This window comes from Pseudactinotalea suaedae (assembly GCF_009733815.1).
GTDB classification, from domain to species: Bacteria; Actinomycetota; Actinomycetes; order Actinomycetales; family Beutenbergiaceae; genus Pseudactinotalea; species Pseudactinotalea suaedae.
The window spans coordinates 208,264-232,975 of the sequence record NZ_WNXY01000003.1 but is presented as its reverse complement, the minus strand read 5'-3'; the positions used below and the strand labels follow the sequence as shown (position 1 = coordinate 232,975).

The following is a 24,712-nucleotide window of genomic DNA, read 5'->3' as shown; positions in this document are numbered from 1 at the left end:
GGGGAGGGTATTCGCTTGCCGCCCGCGCCTAGCGTTGATGGCGATGGGCTCGATGTGGCGCGTGGCGCGCGTGGACAGGGGAGCCGTCAGGATCACGCCTGACGGCGACGCCGCCGTGCCCTCGAGCGAGACCCTCGTCGTCCGCACCGATCGCGACGGCACGTTGCCGATGACCGTCGGCGACCCGGTCGTCCCGGCCGTGGGCGACCGAGCGGTACGTGACGGCGACCGCACCCTGATCCTGCCCCGGACCTCCGAGCTGGTGCGCGACACGGTCGGCACGACTTCGCGGGTGCAGGTGATCGCCGCCAACGTCGACGTCGTGCTCATCGCCGAGCACCTCGAGCCGGAGCCCTCGCTCGGCCGCATCGAGCGGCTGGTCACGATCGCCTGGCGCTCGGACGCCACGCCGCTCGTGGTGCTGACCAAGTCGGACCTCGTCGACGACACCGAGCGCTGGCTCGAGCACGCGCGCGAGGTCGCCCCCGGCGTCGAGGTCGTCGCCGTGTCGGCCAGCACCGGCGAGGGGCTGCCCGAGCTCGTCGAGGTGATCGGGCCGGCGCGCACGCTCGTGCTCGTCGGACCGTCGGGTGCCGGGAAGTCGACCCTGGTCAACGCCCTGGCCGGCGGCCAGGTCATGGCCACCGGTGAGGTGCGCGGCGACGGGCGCGGCATGCACACCACCACCCACCGCGAGCTGATCGGGTTGCCCGACGGCCGGTGGCTCATCGACACCCCAGGAGTCCGGTCGATCGGGCTGGTCGCCACCGAGGCCGCGGTCGCCGCCACGTTCTCGGACGTCGAGGACCTCGCCCAGGGGTGCCGATTCCGTGACTGCCTCCACACGACCGAGCCAGGCTGCGCCGTCGTCGCGGCGGTCGACGCCGGTGACCTGCCCGAACGTCGGCTCGAGTCCTGGCACTCGCTTCGTCGAGAGGCCGCGCGCCAGGCGGCGCGTGCCGACGCCCGGGTGGCGGCGGCCAAGACGCGGGAGGCCAAGCAGCTCGCCCGCACGATCAGGTCGATGCGGCGCTCCGGGCACATCCACGTCGAGGGGTGACCCGCCCGGGACGCGCTCCCGCGGGTGATGGAAGTGACGGGAGGTGAACGATGGACGAACGTTCCGTGAGTCCGGTGCCCGATGGACGAATGTTTCATGTTCGTCATCGAATCGACCTCCACGGGCTGACGGCCTCCGCTACCGTCGGGGCTCTCCGTGTCCTGGATCACACCCCCGAAAGGGTCACGCATGTCCTCTTCCCGGCTCGCGCCCGCCCGTCCTGGCGTCCGTGCACTCGCCGCAGCAACAGCGCTCTCCCTCGCCGGATTCGGCCTCATGGCCGCCCCCGCCCTCGCCGTCACGACCGATGGCGACATCTTCATCAGCGAGATCCACTACGACAACGCCAGCACCGACGCCGGTGAAGCGATCGAGATCCAGGCGCCGGTCGGCACCGACCTGAGCGGCTGGAGCCTGGTGCTCTACAACGGGAGCAACGGCGCCGTGTACAGCACGAGCACGTTGTCCGGTGTGGTCGGCGAGGCAGGCGTCGCGGTGGCCGAGTACCCGTCGGACGGGATCCAGAACGGCGTCTCCGACGGCGTCGCTCTGGTCGATCTGCAAGGTGCCGTCGTCGAGTTCCTCTCCTACGAAGGCGTCCTCACGGGGGTCGGCGGCGCCGCGGACGGACTGACCAGCACCGACATCGGGGTCGCCGAGACGAACACCACCCCGGCCGGGCAGTCCCTGCAACGCATCGACGGGACGTGGACCGGCCCGGCCGCGAGCACGTTCGGGGCCCTCAACACCGGCGGTGACCCCGACCCGGATCCCGATCCTGAGCCCGGCGACCCGGTGACGATCGCGGAGATCCAGGGCACCGGTGACGCCTCGACCCTCGTGGGCCAGACCGTCACCACCACGGGCGTCGTGACCGGGGTCTACCCGACCGGCGGCTTCGACGGCTACTACATCCAGACCGCGGGCAGCGGCGGCGACGTCGATCCGGGCAGCCGGACCGCGTCGGACGGCATCTTCGTGTTCTCCGAGGCCACGGTCGGCGAGGTGGCGATCGGCCAGCACATCGAGGTGACCGGCACGGTCACCGAGTTCAACGGTCTCACCGAGCTCACGGTGCCCGCGGGCGGCGTCACGCAGCTGACCGAGGCGTTCGAGCCGGTGCAGCCGATCACCGACTTCGTGCTCCCTGCCGAGGAGGCCGGACGCGAGGTCTTCGAAGGCATGCTGGTCGAACCGGCCGCGCGCTACGTGGTCTCGGACACCTACGCTCTCGGTGGCTGGGGAAACACCCGCTTCGGCTCGATCGGGCTGGGTCTCGACGGCCCGCTGGTCCAGGAGACCGACGTCGCCCTCCCGGGCACCGCCGAGTTCGACGAGGTCGCCGCCGACAACGCCGCCCGCTCCGTCACGCTCGACGACGGCCAGTCCGAACGCACCGATGTCGACGCCGATGTGCCCTACCTGACGGGCAACCCCGACGTGCGCACCGGTGCCGAGCTGCACTTCGTGTCGCCGGTGGTCGTGGACTACCGGTTCCAGTGGAACTTCCAGCCGGCGACTCCGGTGACCGGCAACGGCGACGACGTGGTCCTGGTCTCGGGCGGCAACACGCAGGCCGCGAACGCCGCGCCGGAGGATGTCGGTGGTGACGTCACCATCGCCACCTTCAACGTCCTGAACTACTTCACGACCCTGGGCGTCGACCTCGCCGGCTGCGAGCCCTACACCGACCGTGCGGGCAACCCGATCACGGTCAGCGGCGGCTGCGACGCCCGCGGTGCCTGGGACGAGACGAACCTCCAGCGCCAGCAGGACAAGATCGTCGCGGCGATCAACGGGCTCGACGCCGACGTCGTCTCCCTCGAGGAGATCGAGAACTCGGCGAAGTTCGGCGAGGACCGGGACGAGGCGCTCGCGGCGCTGGTGGCCGCCCTCAACGCCGACGCCGGTGCCGGCACCTGGGACTACGCCGCCTCGCCGGCGCAGCTGCCCGAGCTGGCCGAGCAGGATGTGATCCGGAACGCCTTCATCTTCAAGCCGGCAAGCGTGACGCCGGCCGGGGAGTCGGTGGTGCTGGTCGGCTCGAGCGCCTTCAGCAACGCCCGCGAGCCGCTGGCTCAGGCGTTCACGGTCGTCGGGACCGAGTACTCCTTCCTCGCGGTCACGAACCACTTCAAGTCCAAGGGCGGTGACTGCGGCGACCTGCCGGAGGGCTGCTTCGACGGCGACCGGGTGGCTCAGGCGCAGGCCCTGACCGCGTTCGCCGAGGACGTGGCCGACGCGGCGGGCATCGAGGACATCTTCCTGCTCGGTGACTTCAACTCCTACGGTGCGGAGAACCCGCTCGTGGCGCTGGAGACCGCCGGGTACACGAACCTCAACACCGCCTTCTCCCAGGAGACCACCTACGTCTTCGACGGCAAGGTCGGCTCCCTCGACCACGTGTTCGCCAACGCCTCGGCCGGCGCCCGCGTCTCCGGCGTGGACGTGTGGAGCATCAACTCGGCCGAGTCGGTGCTGGCCGAGTACTCCCGCTACAACTACTTCGCGAGCACGCACGTCCAGGAGGGGACACCGTTCCGGGCCTCGGACCACGACCCGATCCTCGTCGGGATCGACGTCCCGGACGAGGTCACACCCACGGTGGACATCAACCTCCTGTCGATCAACGACTTCCACGGTCGGATCGAGGCGGACGGCCAGTCCGCGGGCGCTGCGGTGCTGGCGTGCACCGTCGACAGCTACCGGCAGGCCAACCCGAACACGATCTTCCTCTCGGCCGGGGACAACATCGGGGCGTCGACGTTCACCTCGTTCATCCAGAACGACCAGCCCACGCTCGACGTGCTCAACCACATCGGCCTGGACGTCTCGGCGTTCGGCAACCACGAGTTCGACCAGAGCCAGGAGGACGTGAACGAACGCGTCATCCCGGAGTCCGACTGGCCGTACGTGGCAGCGAACATCGTGGACGCGAACGGTGACCCGGTGTACGACCCGTACACGATCCTCGACGTCGACGGGATCGCCGTCGGCTTCATCGGCGCCATCACCGAGGAGATGCCGGCCCTGGTGTCACCGGCGGGCATCGAGGGTCTGACGTTCAGCGACATGGGTCAGGCGGTCAACACCTACGCCGCCCAGCTCTCCGACGGTGACGACGCCAACGGCGAGGCCGATGTGATCGTGGTGCTGGTGCACGACGGCGCGCCCGGCACAGAGCTGGACAGCGCCGACGGCACGCCGTACGGCGACCTGGTCGCCGGAGCGGACCCGAGCATCGACGCGATCATCTCCGGACACACCCACCAGGTCTACCTGCACGACGTGGACGGCATGTGGGTGACCCAGACCGGTCAGTACGGCGAGAGCCTGGGCAACCTGGCGCTGACCGTCGACCGCGCCACCGGCGAGGTCACGGCAGCGACGGCCGAGAACGTGGACATGGTCCCGGTCCCGGGCGACAGCCGTGCGACACCGCCGATCCCGCGGGAGACCTACTGCGCGGGCGACCCGGAGGTGCAGGCGATCGTCGATGCGGCCGTCGAGGTCGCGAACGAGCTCGGTGCGGTGCCGCTCGGTGAGATCACCGCAGACTTCGGCCGAGCGCTTCAGGAGGACGGTTCGGAGAACCGGGGCGGCGAGTCCACCCTCGGGAACTTCGTCGCCGACGTCCAGCTCTGGGCGGCGCAGCGGACCAACCCGGCTGCGCAGATCGCCTTCATGAACCCGGGCGGGCTCCGTGCGGACATGACGTACGTGGCGTCCGCCAACGAGGGCGACGGTGTGCTCACCTACCGTGAGGCAGCGGTGGTCCAGCCGTTCGCCAACACCCTGGTCACCACGGTTCTCACCGGTGCCCAGCTGGCCCAGGTCCTCGAGGAGCAGTGGCAGCCGGCGACAGCCTCGCGACCGTTCCTGCGACTGGGTGTCTCGGCCGGCTTCACCTACACCTACGACCCGGACGCGGCGGCCGGTGAGCGGATCCTCGGGATGTCGCTGGACGGCGTGCCGATCGACCCCGACGAGCCGTACACGGTCGTGGTCAACTCGTTCCTGGCCTCCGGTGGCGACAACTTCGGCACTCTCGCCGAGGGCACCGGCACCCAGGACTCGGGCCAGAGCGACCTGGTCGCGATGGTGGACTACATGGCCGAGTTCGGCTCCGCGTCCCCGGACGTCGTCCAGCGGGCGATCGGGGTCAGCTGGGTCTCCGACCCGACGGCCACCTACGCCGCCGGTGACGAGCTGGCGCTCGACCTCTCGTCGCTGGCCTTCAGCCGTGACGAGGTCAAGCCCACCGAGGTGACGGCCACGCTCGACGGCGTCGACCTGGGGACCTTCCAGGTCGATACCTCGATCGTCAGCACGACCGACGAGGTCGGGCGGGCGTCGGTGGTGGCCGAGATCCCCAGCGGGATCACCGGCGAGGTCGAGCTCGTGGTGAGCGACGACGTCAACGGCGTGGTCTACACCACCACCGTCACCGTCGAGGATGCCGTGGTCGACACCACGCGCCCGCTGGTGACGCTGGTGGCACCCACCACCGCCGGCCCGTTCCGGACGCTGAGCATCCAGGTGGACGCGACCGACGAGGTCGGACTCAACCGGATCGTGGCGAACATCTACCAGAACGGCGCGCTCGTCCGGAGCACCCAGAGCCGGGTCGACGGCGCTCTGAGCGCCAGCCACACCGCCACGGTCGAGCTGCCGGACGGCACGTACACGATCAGGTACAACGCGCACGACCTCGCGGGCAACGTGTCGAGGACGTCGACCTTCGAGGTCGTCATCGACACCACGCGGCCGGTCGCGACGCTGGTGTCCCCGACGAGCTCCGGACCGTTCGAGACGCTGACCATCCAGGTGGATGCCAGCGACGCGAACGGGCTCAGCAGGATCGTCGCCAACGTCTACCAGGACGGGACGCTGGTCCGCAGCACGCAGTCGCCGGTGAACGGTGCCGTCAGCGGCACCCACACCGCCACGGTCGAGCTGCCGGACGGCACGTACACGATCAAGTACAACGCGCACGACTCGGCGGGCAACGTGTCGGCCACCGGGACGTTCGAGGTCACGATCGGCGCCGACAACCCGGCGCCCGACCCGTGGGAGCCCTGGGAGGAGTTCGCCAAGTGGCTGTGGGGGCTGCTGAAGCTGCTCTTCCCGTGGTGGCCGTGGCCGTGAGCCTGACGGCGGTCACTCGCAGGGGGTGAGGAGATGAGGGCGGGTGGCTGCGGCCACCCGCCCTCTTCTCGCGTTTGCGGTGTGCTGCGGGAGCGCGCGAAGCGCGCGAAGCGCGCGAAGCGTGCGGGGCTGGGCTGGGTTGCGGGGCGGGGGGGGGGGGGGGGGGGGGGCGCCCCCCCCCCCCCCCCGCCCCGCCCCCCCCCCCCCCCCCCCCCCCCCCCCCCCCCCCCACCCCCCCCCCCCCCCCCCCCGCCCCGCTGCGAGGTCGGCTACCTTGGCGATAGGGCCGACTTCTCAGTTTCGCGCCGCTCAGGGCGTGCGTCGCCGCACCCTGTGGGGGTGTGAGCTGGACGGCGGCCCGGGGCCCCCTCGGTGGGGCCGATGTGCTCGGGGTAGCGAGGTGGCGGTGGGGTCAGGTACCGAGGTCGGCCAGGGCGGTGAGGGGGATGGCTAGCCAGCCTGGGCGGTTGCGGGCCTCGTAGACCGCTTCGTAGACAGCCTTGTCGGCGACGTAGGCGCGCAGCAGCGCATCCTCGTCCGGTGTCAGGTCGCGGTCGCCGAGGTAGCCGGCCAGGAAGGCGTGGCCGTTGCGGTCGGCCCAGGCACGAGCACGGTCCTCGCGCAGCTCGGGGTCGTCGCTGCTGTCGGCGCTCTCCGCCGTCATCACGACGGCGTGGGCGGCGTAGTCGAACGAGCGAAGCATCCCGGCGACGTCGCGCCAGGGTGAGTCCGGCTCGCGCCGCTCGGACAGCGGCTTGGCGGGCTCGCCCTCGAAGTCCACCAGCTTCCACCCGACCACGGTGCGCAACGTCTGACCCAGGTGCAGGTCGCCGTGCACGCGTTGCCTGGTCACCCCGGTCAGCCCGGCGGTGGCCGCGAACGTGGCACGCAGCCGGTCCCGGTACTCCGCGAGCACGGGCACCACGCCCACCGCCGCGTCCAGGCGTGCGCTCATCCGGTCACCGAGGGCCGCCAGATCGGCGGGCTGCAGCGGCTCGCTCCCGAAGTGCTCGGCCATCGTGGCGTGCACCTCCGCGAGCGCCTCGCCCAGGCGGTGCGCCTCGTCGGCGAAGTCGCCCCCGGCCTCGGCGACCGACAGCTCGCCGTCGAGGTTCACGCTCGCCTCGGCGAACAGGTTTCGCACCGAGGCCAGCGCCAGCTCGAAGCCGTCGCTCGCGGTCTTGAGGAACTGCTGCAGCAACGCCAGCTGGAGCAACCCGTCCTCGGTGGCCAGCTCGGCCCACCCGTACAGCGCGGCGGCGTGCTCCGACCCGGCGCGGGTCAGCACGTCGTGGATCTCGATGTCGGGATTGACCCCCGGCGTCAGCTTGCGGAACACCTTCATGAGGGAGTCGTCGCCGAACATGACCGAGGAGTTCGACTGCTCGCCCGAGAACGGTGTGGAGACCGCCTCGGGGTCGAGCTCGTGCCCGGGTACCCGACGCAGCACCAGACCGGTCGAGCCCGAGCCCGTGACCTTCGCTCCGCCGTCGGGCTCGACGGCGGCGAACGCCGCCAACCAGGCGGCCATGGCCTCCCGGTCGTGCACGGCGTCGTAGGCGTGCCGCCAGGACTCGTTCTCGTCGGCGGCGTCCACGGTGTCGTCGGCGTACCAGCTGATGAACGCGTGGTTGAGCCGCTCCTGCGGGTGCGCGTACAGCGAGAGCGGCAGCTGGTAGTGCTCGGTGGCCGGCTCGGCGCCGTCGGAGTAGCTGACCTCCACGATGTCGATGACGACCCGCGGCTCGCCCTCGGTGGGGATCTCCGCGACGCGCGTCACCGAGCTGACCGTGAAGGGTCGCCCCTTGCCGCCGAACCAGCGGGCGGCGGCGAGATGGTCGGGCAGCGCGTCGAGCGGCAGCGGGCTGGGGTGCGGGAACGGGCTCGGGTGCGGCGTCATGGCGTGACCTCGGCTGGTGGTGTGGTGAGTCGGAACCAGTAGAACCCGTGCGAACCCAGCGTGAGCAGGTACGGCAGCTCTCCGATGGCGGGGAACGGCACACCGCCGACGAGCTCGACAGGTACTCGACCCTCCCACGCCCGCAGGTCCAGCTCGACCGGCTGGGGGAAGCGCGAGAGGTTGTTGACGCAGAGGATCACGTCGTCCGTCCCGTCCGGCCCGGCGTGCTCGCGCACGTAGGACAGGATCGAGGGGTTCGACCCTCCGAGGTCGATGAACGAGCCGAGCCCGAACGCGGGGTGGCGCTTGCGGATGTGGATCATCCGCCGGGTCCAGTGCAGCAGCGAGGACGGGTTCTCCGTCTGCGCCTCGACGTTGACGCTCTGGTACCCGTACACCGGGTCCTGGATCACCGGCAGGTGCAGCCGCCCCGGGGTCACGCGGGAGAACCCGGCGTTGCGGTCACCGGTCCACTGCATCGGGGTGCGCACGCCGTCGCGGTCACCGAGCCAGATGTTGTCGCCCATCCCGATCTCGTCGCCGTAGTACAGCACCGGCGACCCGGGCAGCGACAGCAGCATCGCGTGGAACAGCTCGATGCGGTTGTCGTCGTTGTCGAGCAGCGGGGCGAGCCGGCGGCGGATGCCGATGTTCGCCTTCATCCGCGGGTCCTGCGCGTACTCGGCCCACATGTAGTCGCGGTCCTCGTCGGCGACCATCTCCAGGGTCAGCTCGTCGTGGTTGCGCAGGAAGATGCCCCACTGGCAGCCGTCGGGGATCGACGGCGTCTGCGCCATGATCTCCGAGATCGGGTACCGCGACTCGCGCCGCACCGACATGAACAGGCGTGGCATCACGGGGAAGTGGAACGCCATGTGGCACTCGTCGCCGACCCAGTTGCCCTCCTCGTCGTGCGTGCCGCCGAAGTACTCCACCACGTCCGCGGGCCACTGGTTCGCCTCGCACAGCAGCACCGTGCCCGGGTACTTCTCGTCGACGAACCGGCGCACCTTCCGGAGCGCCTCGTGGGTCTCGGGCAGGTTCTCGCCGTTGGTGCCCTCGCGCTCGAACAGGTACGGGACGGCGTCGAGCCGGAAGCCGTCCAGGCCCATGGCGAGCCAGAAGTCCATCGCCTCGAGCATCGCCTCGAGCACGGCCGGGTTGTCGAAGTTCAGATCCGGCTGGTGGGAGAAGAAGCGGTGCCAGAAGTACTGCTGGCGCACCGGGTCCCAGGTCCAGTTCGAGGGCTCGGTGTCGACGAAGATCACCCGTGCCTCGCTGTACAGGTCGTCGGTGTCGGACCACACGTAGAAGTCGCCGTACTCGCCGTCCGGGTCCGAGCGGGAGGCCTGGAACCAGGGGTGCGCGTCGGAGGTGTGGTTCATGACGAAGTCGATGATCACGCGGATGCCGCGCGCGTGCGCCGCCGCCACGAAGGCCCGGAAGTCCTCGACCGTGCCGATGTCCGGGAGGATCTCGGTGTAGTCGGCCACGTCGTAGCCACCGTCGCGCAGCGGCGAGCTGAAGAACGGGGGGACCCACAGGCAGTCCACCCCCAGCCACGCGAGGTAGTCGAGCTTCTCGGTGAGGCCCTGGAAGTCGCCCGTGCCGTTGCCGTCGGAGTCGTAGAAGGCACGGACGAGGACCTCGTAGAACACCGCGGTCTTGAACCACTCGGTGTCGGTGCTCGGGTTGAGGAGGTCGCCGGGCGGCTGCGCTGGTCTGACGTCGGTCACCGGACCACACTGGCCGTTGCGACGCAGGCACGCAACCGGAACGGCTCGGTTTAGATTCGTGCCATGGCCCGACGGCGTATCTCGCGTTCTCAGGGCGAGGCCGCTCTGGTCTCGTGGCAGGCGGGCACGGCCGACCGTGCGAGCACCATCCGGGCGGTCCGCTATCTGCTGGAAGAGCTCGGCGAGCGAGCGCCCGGGCACGCGGTCGAGGTACGGGTACCGCCTGCCGGGGTGGTGCAGGTGGTCGAGGGGCCGCGGCACACCCGCGGCACGCCACCCAACGTCGTCGAGATGTCGATGCAGACCTGGCTGCTGCTGGCCACGGGTGCGCTCGTGTGGTCCGACGCGCTCGCGGCCGGTGATGTCAGCGCCTCCGGGCTGCGCGCCGACCTGTCCGACCTGCTCCCGCTCGTGGGATAGCGTCACCGCAATGAGCACGGTGCAGCAACCGGAGGGCGACGAGCCGGACACGGCCGCCACGGTGCCGGCGGATCCGGTCGAGGGCCCCGGCGTGGGTGACCCGGTCGAGCGTCCTGCCGCGGGTGAGCCCGACGGCGACCCGGGCCAGGGCGAGGCCGCGGACCCGCGCGAGGCGAACGAGATCGCCGTCGACCCCACCCGGGTGCGCCGCGCACCCCGGTTCGGCCGGTTCGTGACCATCGGTGTGCTGCTGGGGATGCTGGCGGCGTTCGTGCAGACCCGCCTCGCGCACCCGGACACGATCGCCCTCGCGGGCGGCCCGTGGGCGTCGAACACGTGGGGCTTCTTCTGGCTGATGTGCGCGATCTTCGTCCCGATCGGTGCGCTGCTGATGTGCGGCCTCGCGCTGCTCCTCGACCGCCGGTCACGCCGACAGAAGTGAGGTAGCGGTGCCGTCTCGCAGCTTCGTTCTCGATCGCGTCACCGCCGCCGACGTCGAGCCCGCGCTCGCGGCGCTGCGTACCGAGCTGGAGGTGCCCGGCGAGTTCTCCGCCGAGGCGCTCGCGGAGGCCGAGCGCGCCGCGGCCGCACCGCCCCGGCACGACCTCGACGCCACCGACGTCGAGCTCGTCACCGTCGACCCACCCGGGTCCAGGGACCTGGACCAGGCCCTGTACCTGTCCCGTCAGGGCGAGGGCTACCTGGTGCAGTACGCGATCGCCGACCCGGCGTCGTTCATCACCCCCGGCGGCGCGCTCGACACCGAGGTGCACGAGCGTGGCCTGACGTTCTACGGGCCCGACGGCCGCATCGGTCTGCACCCCGCGGCGCTCGCCGAGGGCGCCGCCAGCCTGCTGCCCGAGCAGGCACGTCCTGCCTGCGTGTGGCGGATCGAGCTGGACGCGAGCGGCGAGATCGTCGAGGCAGGCGTGCGCCGCGCCATGGTGCGCAGCCGCGCCCAGCTGACCTACGAGCAGGTGCAGGCGGCCCTCGACGGCGACGAGGGCGGCGAGGGCGGCGACCACGCCGCCGTCCCGGCGATGCTCGAGCTGCTGCGCGAGATCGGCACGCTGCGCCAGGAGCGCGAGATCGAGCGCGGGGGCGCCTCGCTGCGGATCCCCGAGCAGGAGGTCGTCCGGGTGGGCGACCACTACGAGCTCCGCTACCGCGCCACCCTCGACGTCGAGGAGTGGAACGCCCAGATCTCGCTGCTGACCGGCATCGCGGCCGCGGGGCTGATGCGCCGCAAGCGGATGGGCGTGTTCCGGACCCTGCCCGAGGCCGACCCGCGCGACGTCAAGCGGCTGCGGCACGCCGCCCGCGGCCTGGGCGTGGCGTGGGAGCAGGGCGAGGCCTACGGAGCGATGCTCCGCCGTCTGGACGCCTCGGTCCCCGCCCACGCGGCGTTCCTCGACGCCGCGACCACGCTGTTCCGCGGCGCCGGCTACCTCACGTTCGACGGCGACCTGCCCCCGGCGTCCCCGCACGGGGCGATCGCCTCGGAGTACGCGCACGTCACCGCGCCGCTGCGGCGGTTGGTCGACCGGTACGGACAGGAGATCTGCCTGGCCGCGACCGCCGGGACCGACGTGCCCGACTGGGTGCGCGCCGGTCTCGAGCAGCTGCCCCAGCAGATGGCGAGCGCCGGCCACCGGGCCAACGGCTACGAGCGGGAGTGCGTCAACCTGCTCGAGGCGCTGGTGCTCGCCTCCCGGGTGGGGGAGAGCTTCGACGGCGTCGTCGTCGAGGTGAACGAGCCCAAGGGCGACGCGACCCAGCAGCGCGGCACCGTGGTGGTGGCCGAACCCGCGGTGCAGGCGACCGTGCTCGGACCCGCGCTGCCGCTGGGCGAGGCCACCGCCGTCACGCTCACGGAGGCCGACCCGACCACCCGCACCGTCGCGTTCAGTCACCCCTGACCGCCGTCGCGAGCCCGGTCCGGCACGCGGGGCGGGCCGGTCGATGAGGTCGCGGTCCCGCCGCGCGCGGGGTGTGGGACGATGAGGGTGTGGCGCGCGGCGATGGACGACTGACCCACCAGGTCGATCCCCACGACAAGGGTCCGCAGGACGAGTGCGGGGTCTTCGGGGTCTGGGCACCTGGTGAAGAGGTCTCGAAGCTCACCTACTTCGGCCTCTACGCCCTCCAGCACCGGGGCCAGGAGTCCGCCGGCATCGCCACCTCGAACGGCGAGCAGATCCTGGTCTACAAGGACATGGGGCTGGTCTCGCAGGTCTTCGACGACATGGCGCTGACCTCGCTGACCGGGCACATCGCCCTGGGCCACGTGCGGTACTCGACCACCGGCGCCTCCACCTGGGAGAACGCCCAGCCCACGCTCGGTCCCACCTCGGACGGCACGATCGCGCTCGCGCACAACGGCAACCTCACCAACACCGGCGAGCTGGTGCGGCTGGTCGAGGAGCGGTACGGGCCGAAGAAGCGGAACGACCTCGTCGACCGCTGCGCGACCGACACCTTCGTGCTGACGGCGCTGCTCTCGGGTGATCCCGACCGCACCCTGGAGGCGACAGCCCTCGAGGTGCTCCCACGGGTCCGCGGCGCCTTCTCGATCGCGTTCATGTCCGAGGACACGCTCTACGCCGCCCGTGACCGGCACGGGGTCCGCCCGCTCGTGCTGGGCCGGCTGGAGCGGGGCTGGGTCGTCGCGTCCGAGACCGCCGCGCTCGACATCGTCGGTGCCGCGTTCGTGCGCGAGGTCGAGCCGGGCGAGCTGATCTCGATCGACGCCGACGGTCTGCGCAGCTGCCGGTTCGCCGAGCCCGAGCCCAAGGGCTGCGTCTTCGAGTACGTCTACCTCGCGCGGCCCGACACCACGATCGCGGGTCGCAGCGTCAACGCCGCCCGCGTCGAGATGGGTCGCGCGCTCGCGCGCGAGCACCCCGTCGAGGCGGACCTGGTGATCCCGACCCCGGAGTCCGGCACCCCGGCCGCGATCGGCTACGCCACCGAGTCGGGCATCCCGTTCGGGCAGGGGCTGACCAAGAACGCCTACGTGGGCCGCACGTTCATCCAGCCCTCGCAGACCATCCGGCAGCTCGGTATCCGGCTCAAGCTGAACCCGCTCAAGGAAGTCATCCGGGGCAAGCGGCTCGTCGTCGTCGACGACTCGATCGTGCGCGGCAACACCCAGCGCGCGCTCGTGCGGATGCTGCGCGAGGCCGGCGCCGCCGAGGTGCACGTGCGGATCTCCTCGCCGCCGGTCAAGTGGCCGTGCTTCTACGGCATCGACTTCGCCACGCGCGCCGAGCTGGTGGCCAACGGGCTCTCGGTCGAGGACATCGGTGCCTCGCTGGGCGCCGACTCGCTCGGCTACATCTCGCTCGAGGGCATGATCGAGGCCACCGAGCAGCCGTCCTCGAAGCTCTGCAGCGCGTGCTTCACCGGCGACTACCCGATCCCGGTGTCCGAGCACAGCTTCGCGCTGCGCGACCAGGACGAGCTCCCGCTCGGCGCACCGGAGGACGGGCTCACCAGCCTCACGGTCGCGGCGGGCGGGTCCGGCTCGCTCCGGCACCCCTGAGGTTCGAACCCCGACGACCTTCCTCTCCTGCCGCGCTGCGCGCCACAGCTCGGTGAGGACCTGACGAGATGGGCAGACCTGCCGCCATGACCGAGCCGATCACCTACGCCGACTCCGGCGTCGACACCAAGGCGGGCGATCACGCCGTCGAGCTGATGAAGGACGCCGTGCGCGCGACGCACGGCAAGGACGTCCTCGGTGGCTTCGGCGGGTTCGCCGGCATGGTCGACGCCTCCGCGCTGCGAGACATGCGCCGGCCGTTGCTGGCGACCTCGACCGACGGCGTCGGGACCAAGGTGGCGATCGCGCAGGCGATGGGCATCCACGACACCATCGGCCACGACCTGGTCGGCATGGTCGTCGACGACATCGTCGTCGTGGGCGCCAGGCCGCTGCTGATGACCGACTACATCGCCTGCGGCAAGGTCGTCCCCGAGCGGATCGCGGCGATCGTGCGCGGCATCGCCGAGGCCTGCGTGCTGGCCGGGGTCCCCCTGGTGGGCGGCGAGACCGCGGAGCACCCGGGGCTGCTCGGCGTCGACGAGTACGACGTCGCCGGTGCCTGCACCGGGGTCGTGGAGGCCGACGAGGTCCTCGGTCCGGATCGTGTCCGAGGCGGGGACGTGCTGATCGGGCTGGCCAGCTCGGGCCTGCACTCCAACGGCTACTCGCTGGTGCGCCGGGTGATCGCGCACGCGGGCTGGCAGCTGGACCGGCACGTCCCCGAGCTCGGCCGCACGCTGGGCGAGGAGCTGCTCGAGCCCACCCGGGTCTACGCCGCCGACTGCCTCGCGCTCGCGCAGGACCCGGCGAGCCAGGTGCACGCCTACACGCACGTCACCGGCGGCGGTCTCGCCGCCAACCTGGCCCGTGTGCTGCCCGCCGGCGCGGTCGCCGAGATCGACCGCGGCTCCTGGGGGGTCCCGCCGATCTTCGACCTGATCCGCGAGCTCGGCGCGGTGCCGTGGTCCGACCTGGAGAACACCCTCAACCTGGGCGTGGGCATGGTCGCCGTGGTCGGGGCCGATGGCGCCGACGCGGCGCTCGCGCGCGCGGACGAGCTCGGCCTGGCACCGTGGGTGCTCGGCCGAGTGGAGGACGAGCCCGCTCCGGGCAGCGACATCAGCACCGGTGACTACGTCACCGGCACCAAGGGCGTCGACGGCGGAGCGGTCCGCCTCTCAGGCAGCTACCGGCGAGCGTGACTCACCGAGCCTGAGCTTCCGTCAGGAGTTCAACGGCCACTAGCCTCCGGCCAGTCGTCGTCCTCGTCCTCAGCCGGTGGGGCTTCCCACGGCTGGTCGGACGAGCCATTGCCGAGCTCGCGCTCGAGAGCGCTGAGGTCGGTCGATGGGCTGTAGTACTTGAGCTGCCGAGCGACCTTGGTCTGCTTGGCCTTCTGACGGCCGCGCCCCATGGCGTGACCCCCTCCGCTTGGACCGATCCACACATCGTCCGGCGGACGTAGCGCGATCGGGTCTGATCAATGTGTCGTGATCCCAGGGTACCTCGTCAGCGCGCGATCTCATGCGCTGACGCGTCCGCCCTCAGGACGTGAGTGGACCGCATGGCGAGACATTCGCCGTCGGCCGGCGAGATCTCCTCGACGCGGTCAGCGGTTGCGACGCAGGAGCGCCAGTCCGACGATGCCGGCGACCGCTGCGCCGACCCCTGCAGCGATCTGCACGGCGCGGGGCTCACCAGCCTTGACGTCCTCGACGAACGCGCGGCCCTTGTCGGCGGCGGCCTGGGCCTGCTTCTTCGGGTCGAGCCGGTCGGAGATCTCGTCGACCGTGCGCGTCAGCTCCTCGCGCGCGCGGCGCAGATCCGCCTCGATCTCCTCGGCGCTGCGCTTGCTGGCCTGCGGCTGCTGGCTCATGAGCCGACCCCCGCCTTGATCGCGTCGATGTCCTTCTGGATGTTCTCTTTGGTCTCGGGCGCGGGGGCCTTGTCCATGAGCTTCTTGCCGACGAGGGCGGCGATCGCCGCGATCAGCAGCACCGAGCCGGCCACGATCAGCGCGGCGGCCCAGTCCGGCAGCACGCCGGCCAGCCCCAGATAGGCCGCGTGGAGGAGCCAGCCGAGCCCGAACAGGCCGAACAGGCCGGCGACCGCGAACAGCGCGCCTCCGGTCCCGAGCGCCTTGGCCTTCTCGGTGAGCTGGACCTGGGCGAGCTGGATCTCGTCGCGAACCAGGGCAGAGACCGTCTCGGTCATCTTGCCGATCAGCTGCCCCAGGGACGGTTCGCCTCCTGGGCGTGGGGACGTCTGAGTCACCGTGATCACCCCTCTCCTTGCAGCACCCTCGTGCGGGCGCCGGCTGCTGCTGACACTACCGCCCCGGCGCGCCCAGCATGCCGTCAGCCCTTGACCGAACCGGACATCAGGCCTCCGACGAAGTACTTGCCGAGGATGATGTAGACGACCAGCGTGGGCAACGACGCCAGCAGCGCGCCGGCCATCGACGCGCCGTAGTTCTGCAGCTGGGCGCCGTTCGCGAGGTTGTTGAGCGCGAGCGTGACGGGGCCGGTGTTCGCCGTCGAGAAGAACACCGCGAACAGGAAGTCGTTCCACGCCGAGGTGAACTGCCAGATCAGCACGACGACGAAGCTCGGCAACGAGATCGGCAGCACCACCGAGGCGTACGTCCGCAGCATCCCGGCGCCGTCCATGCGTGCCGCCTCGATCAGCTCGTGCGGGATCGAGGCGTAGTAGTTGCGGAAGATCAGGGTGGTGATCGGGATGCCGTAGACGATGTGCAGCAGGATCAGGGTGGGCACACCCGAGGGCACCTGGAGGTTCAGCATCAGCTGGTTGAGGGGGATCATCACCGCCTGGTAGGGGATGAACATCCCGAACAGGATCAGCGTGAACACCAGATCGGCGCCGCGGAAGCCCCAGCGGCTGAGCACGAACCCGTTCATCGAGCCCAGGAAGGCCGAGATGATCGCCGCGGGCACCACGATCTGCATGGACCGCCCGAGCGCGGGGGAGAGCGCGTCCCACGCCAGCACCCAGTTGTCCGCCGTCCAGGTGGTGGGCAGGGACCAGGCCTGCGAGGGCGTCGCGTCGCCACCGGTCTTGAAGCTCGTGACCACCAGCACGTAGACGGGGATCATCACGATCACCAGCCCGGCCAGGAGCGCCAGGTAGCGCAACGTGCGGGGCCACGAGTACCGGGAGCGGGGCGGTGCGGGTCGTCGGTCGCGCGCCGCCACGAGCTCGGCGGGCGCCACGGGTGCGGTCGCCGTCATCGGCCCGAGTCCTTGCGCGCGTTGTGGATGAGGTAGGGAACGATCAGCACCGCGACGATGATCAGCAGGATCGCTCCCACTGCCGCCGAGCTCGCGAAGTCATAGCTCGACTTGAACACGTACATGTCGACCGCCGGCACCTTGGTCTGGTAGTTCGAGGGCCTCGAGATCGACATGATCAGGTCGAAGGACTTGAGCGACATGTGGCCGATGATGATCAGCGCCGACAGCAGCACCGGCGTGAGCTGGGGGAAGATCACGTGGCGGTACACCTGCCACTCCGAGGCGCCGTCGATCCGGCCCGCCTCGCGCAGCTCGTCCGGGATGCCCCGGAACCCGGCCAGGAACAGCGCCATCACGTAGCCGGACAGCTGCCAGATCGCTGGGAGGGCGATCGCGGCGATGCCCCAGGTGATGTTGTTCCACCACGGGTTCTGCAGGACGTCCAGCCCCACGATCTGGAAGAGCCGGTTGAGACCGCTCGCGGCCTCGCCCTGGTTCGAGTTCAGCAGCCAGCGCCAGACGACGCCGGAGGCCACGAAGGAGACCGCCATCGGGAACAGGTAGATCGAGCGGAAGATGCCTTCGCCGCGGATCGGCCGCTCCAGCAGCCAGGCCCACACGAACCCGATGAGCAGGGTGCCCACGAGGAACGTGACCGTGTAGAGCACCAGGTTCTTCAGCGAGTGCTGGAAGGCGGGGGAGGCCAGCAGGTCGAGATAGTTCTGCACCCCCACGAAGGAGATCGGTGCCACCCCGTTGGCCTGCGCCGCGGTGTGGTTGTCCGTGAGCGAGGTGTTGACGTTGACGGCGATCAGGCCGTACACGAACACCGCGATCACGAGGATCGAGGGCGCCAGCAGCAGCAGCGGTGGGCCCCAGGACTTGACTCGTCTCATGTCAGAGCAGCCACGGGCGCCCGGTGCCCCGAGGACTCGAGGCACCGGGCGCGTCGCGTGTCAGGAACCGGCCGCCGCGGCCAGCTCGGTCTGCAGGGTCGCGATGTCCGACCCGCCCGCCGTGTACTTGCTCACGGCATCGGTGATCGCGTTGAGCACGGCCACCGGAGCCGCCGCGCCGTGAGCCAGCGAGGGCAGGATCGTGTCGTTGGCGTACGAGTCGATCGCGGACTGCTGGTACTCGGAGAACTCGGCCGGGTCGGCGTCGGTGCGCGCCGGGATCGAACCCTTGGCCTGGTTGAACGCGACCTGACCCTCCAGGGACCCGACCGTCTCCAGCCAGGCGGTCGCGCCGTCGGGGTTGGGTGCGCCGACCGGGAGCGTGAACGAGTCCGCGAGGAACCCGAAGCTGCCGTCGGTGCCCGGCACCGGGAACTCGACGAAGCCCTCGCCGCGCTCGATGCCGGCCTCTTCGAAGGCCGCCACGGCCCAGTCGCCCATCACGTTGTAGGCGGCGGTGCCGTCCATGACCATCTGGGTGGCGTCGGGCCAGTCGAGCCCGTCGCGGTCGGTGTTCGTGAAGCCGAGCAGCGTCTCGAAGTGGGCGAGCGCCGCGGTGACCTCGGGGCCGGTCCAGTCGCTGCTGCCGTCCCAGAGGCCGATGTAGGTCTCGGGGTCGAGGTCGGCCATCAGCACGGTCTCGAGCAGGTGCACCTGGGTCCAGGGGGCCGCGACCGAGAGCGGGGTCTGGACGCCGCTGTCCTGCACGGTCTGCAGGTCCTCGATCCAGGCGTCGATGTCAGCCGGCGGGGTGCTCGGGTCGAGACCGGCCGACTCCAGCACGCTCGGGTTCGCCCACACCACGTTGGAGCGGTGGATGTTCGAGGGGACCGAGTAGATCGCACCGTCGACCGTCAGCAGGTCGATGAGGTCCTGCGGGAACGCGTCCGTGAGGCCGAACTCCTCGTACAGGCCCGAGACGTCCTCGATCTGACCGGCGTCGATGTAGTCCTGCAGCTCGGCGCCGGCGTGCGCCTGGAACGTGTCCGGCGGGTCGTTGGCCTGCAGGCGGGTCTGCAGCAGATCCTTCGCGGCGGAACCGGCGCCGCCGGCGACCGCGCCGTTGACGAACGTGAAGTCGGGGTGCTGCTCGGCGAAGACCCCTTCCAGCGCCTCCAGGCCGGTCAGCTCCGAGCCGGCGGCCCACCAGGTGAAGACCTCGACGTCGGTGCTCTCGGTCCCGCCCCCACCGCCGCCACCGTCGCCGCCGCCACCACCGCTGTTGCCGCTGCCGCAGGCAGCGAGCGCGAGCGCGGCGGCCGAGGCCACCGCCAGGGCTGTCATTCGTCGCATCGTGACTCCTTCGTCGACTTCGCCGGGCCTGCCCGGCCCCCGACATTGTGCGCGCTCTCACGTCGTGCCGCTGACGTGTCGTGGACCTCGCCGGGATCGTGTCGAAGTCGTGACCTGGAGGAAAGCGGTCGCCCGACGGCGGCCGGTCGCCGTCGATCGTTATCGATTCGTTACCGTTGCTCGGTGCCCCGTACCGATGTCTCGGCGACCGCGTGGCTGAGCTGGCTGCGCGCGCTCGCCATCGTGGCCGTGATGGTGGTGCACACCACCGCCTCGACCGCCGCTGCTCCCGACGCCCGTTCGCACCCGACGGGTGTCGTGGCGCTGCTGCTGGACTTCGGGAGCCACTTCGCCGTCCCGGTGTTCGTGATGGTCAGCGGCGCGCTGAACCTGGACCCGGCGCGGTACCGCGGCAGCAGGGAGTTCCTGCGCCGGCGGGCGCTGCGGCTGGTGCCGGCGATCGTGTTCTGGCACGCCTGGTACGTCGGGGTTCGCGCGCTGCGGGGCGAGGAGCTGGTGGCGTCCGACGTCGTGCGCCGCATCGTGGTCGGTGACCTGTACACGCAGCTGTACTTCTTCTGGATCGTGCTCGGGCTGTCGCTGGTGACGCCGGTCCTGATGCCGCTGATCCGGCGCTGGGGTCGGACCGGTACCGGCGTGTGCGGAGGCGTGGCGCTGCTCGGCACGGCGCTGCTGGCGGGCACCTCGCTGCTGAGCGAGCACCTCGAGAACGCCGCGCTGTGGTGGGTGCCGTACCTGGGGTACTACCTGCTCGGCTGGGCCCTGCGGGAGGTGCGCGTGCGAGGCGGCGCGCTGGTGGCGGTCGGAGCGGCGACCGTGGCGCTCGGCGCGCTCGCCGCGTGGCAGTGGGAGAACGAGGCCGCACCGCTGTGGCTGCACTCGGCAGCGCCGGTGAGCTACTACGGCGCCGGGATGGCGCTGTACTCGATCGGCGTGTTCCTGCTCGCGCACGGCCTGCTCGCACCGGACGGGGCGCTGCGCTCCCTGCTGCGGCCACCCGCGATGACGATCGGGAACGAGGTGGGCGGCGCGACCATGGGCATCTTCGGCTTCCACATGAGCGTCATCGCCGTGCTCGAGGCGACAGCATGGCTGGGGGGCAACGAGCCCGCTCCCGACCTGGCGACGCTGTTCCTGCGGCTGCTCGTCGTCGTGGCGGCGACCCTCGCCGTCGTCCTCCCGCTGCGGCGGGTTCCGGTGGTGCGACGCGTGCTCTGAGGTCCTCCACGGGATCCGCACGCGGGCTCCCGACTCTCTCCCGCACTCCTTCCGCGACCCGGTTCTAGCGTGCGTCCATGAGCGACGTCGCCTCCGGCCCGGCCCCGATCCCTGCGTCCTCGGCGGCGTCGTACCCAGCCTTGCCGCATCGGGCCCGGCAGCTCATGGAGCCCTCGCCACCGGGACCGGCGGGCCGGGCGATCCGGCGATTCGCTGCGGCACACACGCGCCCCATCCCGCTCCCGCTCGTCGGGGGCGTGCTCGGTGCGGGCGTCGCTGTGGCCTTGCTGGTCGCCGGGCACCGGCCCGGGCTGGGGCTCGCGCTCGCCGTCCCGCTGCTGTGGGCGCCGTCGGTCCCCGCGCTCGTCCGAGCCCGGGAGTGGAGCAGGTTGCTCACGGCTGCGCTGGCGGTCGCGCTGGGTGCGATGGCCGCGGTCCGGGACGCCGAGTGGGTGGTGGCGCTCTGCCTGCTCGCCGCGTTCGGACTGACTGCGGTCGCGGCGACCGGAGCCCGGAGCCCGCTCGGCATCGTGCTCGCGACACCGACCCTTCCCGCTGCCGCCGCGCGCGCCACCCGCTGGCTGGCGTCGGGAGTCTCGCGCGCTGCCACCGGGCGCCGGTCCGAGGTGCTGCGCTGGGTGCGGACGGCGGTCGTCACGCTGATCCTCCTCGTCGTATTCGCGGCCCTGCTCGCCAGTGCGGACGCCGTGTTCGCGACGTTGCTGCCCTCGCTCGACCTGATGCGGCTGCCCGGGCAGGTCGTGGTGGGCGTGCTGGCCACCTCGGTGGCGCTGGCGATCGCGAGCCTCGCGGTTCGCCGGCCCACCTGGGCCAGGGTCAGGCTGCCCCGCGCCGCGGCGAGCCGGCGCGCCGAGTGGTACGTCCCGGTGCTGGCGCTGGACGCCCTGATGCTGGCGTTCCTGCTGACCCAGGTGGTGGCAGCGTCCGGAGGTGAGAGCTACGTCCGCCGGACCGCCGGGCTGAGCTACGCGGAGTACGCGCGAGCCGGGTTCGGTCAGCTGGTGGTGGTGACGGCGCTGACCCTGGCGATCGTGGCGTGGTTCGCGCGCCGCGCACCCCGCGAGGACCGCCAGGACCGGATGGCCGCGAGAACGGCGCTCGGCATGCTCTGCGCGGGTGCGCTCGGCGTGGTCGTGACGGCGCTGAGCCGGATGGCGCTGTACGTGCAGGCGTACGGGCTGACCGAGCTGAGGCTGCTGGCGACCGTGGGCGAGATCGTCATGGGGGCCACGTTGGTGCTGGTGCTCGCCGCCGGCATCCGCTGGCGCGCACGCTGGCTGCCGCTCGCCGTGGTCAGGATGGCCGGTCTCGCGGTGCTCGCGCTGGCGCTGCTCAACCCGGACGCGCAGATGGTCCGGTACAACACGCAGCTGCTGGAGGTGCCGGTGGACGTCTGGCACCTCGAGCAGCTCTCCGCCGACGCCGTGCCCGCGATCGCCGGTCTCGCGGACCCGTTGCGCTCGTGCCTGCTCGAGGCGCGCGGCGTCCCGCAGCCGACGTCGGTGTGGGAGTGGAACCTCGCCCGCGAGCAGGCGGCGGCGGTGCTCGACGACGCCACCATCGCCCCGCGGTGCACGCAAGGCTTCTGACGGCGCTAGCGTCGTCCGGGTGACGACCACGCGGGCCCACGGCGACGTGCTCGTCCACCTGCGCGCCGCGCGAGACCACGCGGACGCCCGGTTCGCCGAGCCGCTGGACCTGGATGCGCTCGCGGCCGTGGCACGGCTCAGCAAGTTCCACTTCCACCGGCTGTTCACCGCGACCTACGGCGTGAGCCCGCGTGCGTACGTCTCGGAACGCCGCATCGAGCGTGCCCAAGACCTGTTGCGCGCGACGAACCTGTCCGTGACCGAGGTGTGCCACGCCGTCGGGTTCTCGAGCCTGGGCTCCTTCAGCTCGCGGTTCCGCGAGATCGTGGGGGAGTCGCCGAGCGAGTTCCAGGCGCGGTACGCCGCGACGGGTGCGCCGCGCATCCCGGGCTGCTACGTGTTCATGTGGGGACTGGTCGAGAGGGCGCCCGGCGACGCGGGCTCAGCGGGCGCCGCGAGCACAGCGGGCACAGCAAGCGCGGAGAAGCGGGACGAGCCCCGGCGTCCGTAGCGTGCTCACCATGATCACGAACGTCTCCCTTGTCAGCGTGTGGGTGAAGGACCAGGACGCCTCGCTCGCCTTCTACACCGACGTCCTCGGTTTTCGGGTGGGTGACGACATCCGGCTCGCGGAGGACTTCCGCTGGCTCACCGTCGTGCACCCGAACCAGCCCGAGCTGCACCTGCACCTGACCACTCCCGGACCGCCCCTGACCGACGAGCTGCAGGACCAGATCCGCCGCTCCCTCGACTCCGGCGGCATGCCCGGCGTCGGCCTGAACGTCGACGACTGCCGCGCCACCTGCGAGGCGCTCGCAGCCCAGGGCGTCACGATCCTGCAGGAGCCGGCCGACCGCCCCTACGGCGTCGAGGCCCTGATCCGTGACAACTCCGGCAACTGGATCGTCATGGTCGAGCCCCGCTCGTTCGACCCGGACGCCATCACCCGCGACGACATCGAGTCCCCCGCCTCCTGACGTCCCCGCTTTCACCGCACTTCCGACACGTGGCGAACAGCCCGGAAGTGCGTTGACATCGACGTGGTGTCGGAAGTGCGGTGAAAGCGGGTCAGGGGTGGCGGAGGCGGAGGGCCTGGCGGGCCTCGTCGACCTCGTCCCAGGGGATGGTCTCGGTGTCGCGCTCGAGCGTGTCCTCAGGGCCCTTGCCAGCCAGCACCACCGTGTCGCCGGGGCGTGCCTGCCCGACGGCGTGGCGGATCGCCGCCCGCCGGTCGCCGATGCTCGTGGTCGTCCCGGGTCCCCGGGCGCCGCGCTCCATCTCGGCGAGGATGTCGGCGAGCGGGGTGTCGCGGTGGTCCTCCTCGGTGAAGACCGCGTGGTCGGCCAGCCGTGCTGAGACCTCGCCCAGCGGCGCCCGCTTCGAGGGGTCGCGCGGCCCGCCGGCGGACCCGATCACGACCCAGAGCTCCCGCTCGGTCGTCGCACGCACCGTGGTCAGCGCCTTCTCCAGGCTCGGGGGCGTGTGGGCGAAGTCCACGATGACCCGCGGGTCACGCTCGGGATCACCCGGCACCAGCTCCATCCGGCCGGGTACGCCCGCGAAGGTGCGCAGCCCCTCGACCAGCTGCTCCGCCGTCGCCCCGAGCCGGTGCGCCGCCGCCATCGCGGCGAGCGCGTTGGCCACGTTGAACCGGCCGATCATCGGCAGCACCGCGGCGAAGCTGCCGAGCGGGCTCTCGACGGCGAAGCTCAGCCCGTCCGGCAGCTCGGCGATGTCGTGGGCGACCCAGTCCGCCTCCCCGCCGTCAGCGGAGTAGAACGTCTCGGCACTCGCCCGACCGCGCAGCCGCGCGGTCCAGGGGTCGTCGGCGTTGAGGACCGCGAACGGCGCGCGCTCGACCAGCTTGGCCTTGTCGGCGAAGTAGTTCTCCAGGCTGCCGTGAAAGTCGAGGTGCTCGCTCGTGAGGTGGGTCCACACCGCGACGTCCCAGTCCACCGCCCGCACCCGGTCCATCGCGAGCGCGTGGCTGCTGGCCTCCACCACCACGGCCTGGGCGCCCGTGCGCACCAGCTCACCGAGCACGCGCTGCACCTCGGGCGCCTCGGGCGTGGTGAAGTGCGCGGGGAAGTGGCGCAGCTCGCCGTCGGCGAGCTCGTACCCCACCGTCGAGAGCAGCCCGGTGGCCAGGCCCGCCGCGCGCAGCAGGTGCCGGGTCAGCCAGCTCGTGGTGGTCTTGCCGTCGGTCCCCGTCACCCCGACCACCCGCAGCGCGCGGCTGGGGTTGCCGGCGATGGCGGCCGCGGCGTCGGCCAGCGCGGCGCGCGCCGAGACCACGGTGAGGTACGGGACCGGGTACGTGACGCCGTCGGGCGCTCCCTCACCGATCACCACGACCGCGCCGGCGGCGATCGCGGCGTCGACGAAGTCGTGCCCGTCGACCCGGGCGCCCCGGATCGCGACATAGGCCGCGCCTGGGGTCACCCACGACGTGTTGTGCGTGACCGCGCTGACGTCGAGGTCGGCGGGCCGCCCGCCGGGGGCGGCACCCACGGCGTCGGAGAGGTCGCGCAGCTGCATGGGTTCATCGT

20 protein-coding genes are annotated in these 24,712 nt (G+C 71.4%); 11 read left to right on the top strand and 9 right to left on the bottom strand.

Features of this window, described 5'->3' with window-relative positions; all coding sequences use genetic code 11:
* Positions 1-43 precede the first annotated feature (43 nt).
* Entirely contained in the window at positions 44-1,060 is a 1,017-nt protein-coding gene (gene rsgA, locus GPA04_RS06630) for a ribosome small subunit-dependent GTPase A (protein WP_241680645.1), read from the top strand.
* A gap of 189 nt (positions 1,061-1,249) precedes the next feature.
* Positions 1,250-6,208, top strand: coding sequence for an ExeM/NucH family extracellular endonuclease (locus tag GPA04_RS06625; RefSeq protein ID WP_156223286.1), 4,959 nt, complete (start codon positions 1,250-1,252; stop codon positions 6,206-6,208).
* A 412-nt stretch (positions 6,209-6,620) separates the two neighbouring features.
* On the opposite strand, the gene GPA04_RS06615 is transcribed toward GPA04_RS06625, so the two are convergent.
* Positions 6,621-8,108, bottom strand: coding sequence for a maltokinase N-terminal cap-like domain-containing protein (locus tag GPA04_RS06615; protein WP_162458536.1), 1,488 nt, complete (start codon positions 8,106-8,108; stop codon positions 6,621-6,623).
* Positions 8,105-9,844, bottom strand: a complete 1,740-nt coding sequence (treS, locus tag GPA04_RS06610; protein ID WP_156223285.1) for a maltose alpha-D-glucosyltransferase — start codon at positions 9,842-9,844, stop codon at positions 8,105-8,107. Before treS ends, GPA04_RS06615 begins: the two co-directional genes overlap by 4 nt.
* A gap of 63 nt (positions 9,845-9,907) precedes the next feature.
* On the opposite strand from treS, the gene GPA04_RS06605 reads away from it, so the two are divergent.
* The 5 genes from GPA04_RS06605 to purM all read left to right on the top strand — a co-directional run bounded on the left by GPA04_RS06605 (position 9,908) and on the right by purM (position 15,013).
* Complete coding sequence (locus GPA04_RS06605) at positions 9,908-10,264, top strand: sterol carrier family protein (RefSeq protein ID WP_156223284.1); 357 nt, start codon at positions 9,908-9,910, stop codon at positions 10,262-10,264.
* Positions 10,265-10,274: 10 nt separating this feature from the next.
* On the top strand, positions 10,275-10,706 hold the full coding sequence (locus GPA04_RS06600) for a hypothetical protein (protein WP_156223283.1): 432 nt from the start codon (positions 10,275-10,277) through the stop codon (positions 10,704-10,706).
* A 7-nt stretch (positions 10,707-10,713) separates the two neighbouring features.
* Positions 10,714-12,183 (top strand): RNB domain-containing ribonuclease, encoded by a 1,470-nt coding sequence (locus tag GPA04_RS06595; protein ID WP_156223282.1) that lies wholly within the window; start codon positions 10,714-10,716, stop codon positions 12,181-12,183.
* 89 nt (positions 12,184-12,272) lie between these two features.
* Positions 12,273-13,808, top strand: a complete 1,536-nt coding sequence (gene purF, locus GPA04_RS06590; RefSeq protein WP_156223281.1) for an amidophosphoribosyltransferase — start codon at positions 12,273-12,275, stop codon at positions 13,806-13,808.
* A gap of 86 nt (positions 13,809-13,894) precedes the next feature.
* Positions 13,895-15,013, top strand: coding sequence for a phosphoribosylformylglycinamidine cyclo-ligase (gene purM / locus GPA04_RS06585; RefSeq protein WP_156223280.1), 1,119 nt, complete (start codon positions 13,895-13,897; stop codon positions 15,011-15,013).
* Positions 15,014-15,042: 29 nt separating this feature from the next.
* Here purM and GPA04_RS06580 read toward each other — a convergent pair whose 3' ends face one another.
* From GPA04_RS06580 to GPA04_RS06555, 6 genes are all read right to left on the bottom strand, one after another.
* Complete coding sequence (locus tag GPA04_RS06580; protein ID WP_156223279.1) at positions 15,043-15,225, bottom strand: DUF3073 domain-containing protein; 183 nt, start codon at positions 15,223-15,225, stop codon at positions 15,043-15,045.
* A gap of 195 nt (positions 15,226-15,420) precedes the next feature.
* Entirely contained in the window at positions 15,421-15,687 is a 267-nt protein-coding gene (locus tag GPA04_RS06575; RefSeq protein ID WP_156223278.1) for a DUF3618 domain-containing protein, read from the bottom strand.
* Positions 15,684-16,085: a phage holin family protein gene (locus tag GPA04_RS06570; RefSeq protein ID WP_241680644.1), complete on the bottom strand. Its 402-nt coding sequence runs from the start codon at positions 16,083-16,085 to the stop codon at positions 15,684-15,686. The genes GPA04_RS06575 and GPA04_RS06570 overlap by 4 nt, the downstream gene beginning before the upstream one ends.
* Positions 16,086-16,168: 83 nt before the next feature.
* Positions 16,169-17,062, bottom strand: coding sequence for a carbohydrate ABC transporter permease (locus GPA04_RS06565; protein ID WP_156223277.1), 894 nt, complete (start codon positions 17,060-17,062; stop codon positions 16,169-16,171).
* The gene (locus tag GPA04_RS06560) at positions 17,059-17,961 is read right to left on the bottom strand and encodes a carbohydrate ABC transporter permease (protein ID WP_156223276.1); all 903 of its coding nucleotides are present in this window, start codon (positions 17,959-17,961) and stop codon (positions 17,059-17,061) included. The genes GPA04_RS06565 and GPA04_RS06560 overlap by 4 nt, the downstream gene beginning before the upstream one ends.
* A gap of 60 nt (positions 17,962-18,021) precedes the next feature.
* Entirely contained in the window at positions 18,022-19,314 is a 1,293-nt protein-coding gene (locus tag GPA04_RS06555; protein WP_170299345.1) for an ABC transporter substrate-binding protein, read from the bottom strand.
* A 183-nt stretch (positions 19,315-19,497) separates the two neighbouring features.
* Here GPA04_RS06555 and GPA04_RS06550 point away from each other — a divergent pair, with 183 nt between their 5' ends.
* The 4 genes from GPA04_RS06550 to GPA04_RS06535 all read left to right on the top strand — a co-directional run bounded on the left by GPA04_RS06550 (position 19,498) and on the right by GPA04_RS06535 (position 23,140).
* A complete protein-coding gene (locus GPA04_RS06550) occupies positions 19,498-20,553 on the top strand; it encodes an acyltransferase (RefSeq protein WP_156223275.1) in 1,056 nt (351 codons plus the stop codon).
* A 77-nt stretch (positions 20,554-20,630) separates the two neighbouring features.
* Entirely contained in the window at positions 20,631-22,163 is a 1,533-nt protein-coding gene (locus GPA04_RS06545) for a DUF4153 domain-containing protein (protein ID WP_156223274.1), read from the top strand.
* A 19-nt stretch (positions 22,164-22,182) separates the two neighbouring features.
* The gene (locus GPA04_RS06540) at positions 22,183-22,674 is read left to right on the top strand and encodes a helix-turn-helix transcriptional regulator (protein ID WP_156223273.1); all 492 of its coding nucleotides are present in this window, start codon (positions 22,183-22,185) and stop codon (positions 22,672-22,674) included.
* A gap of 10 nt (positions 22,675-22,684) precedes the next feature.
* On the top strand, positions 22,685-23,140 hold the full coding sequence (locus GPA04_RS06535) for a VOC family protein (protein WP_156223272.1): 456 nt from the start codon (positions 22,685-22,687) through the stop codon (positions 23,138-23,140).
* Between the two features lie 91 nt (positions 23,141-23,231).
* Here GPA04_RS06535 and GPA04_RS06530 read toward each other — a convergent pair whose 3' ends face one another.
* Complete coding sequence (locus GPA04_RS06530; protein ID WP_156223271.1) at positions 23,232-24,701, bottom strand: UDP-N-acetylmuramoyl-L-alanyl-D-glutamate--2,6-diaminopimelate ligase; 1,470 nt, start codon at positions 24,699-24,701, stop codon at positions 23,232-23,234.
* Positions 24,702-24,712 lie beyond the last annotated feature (11 nt).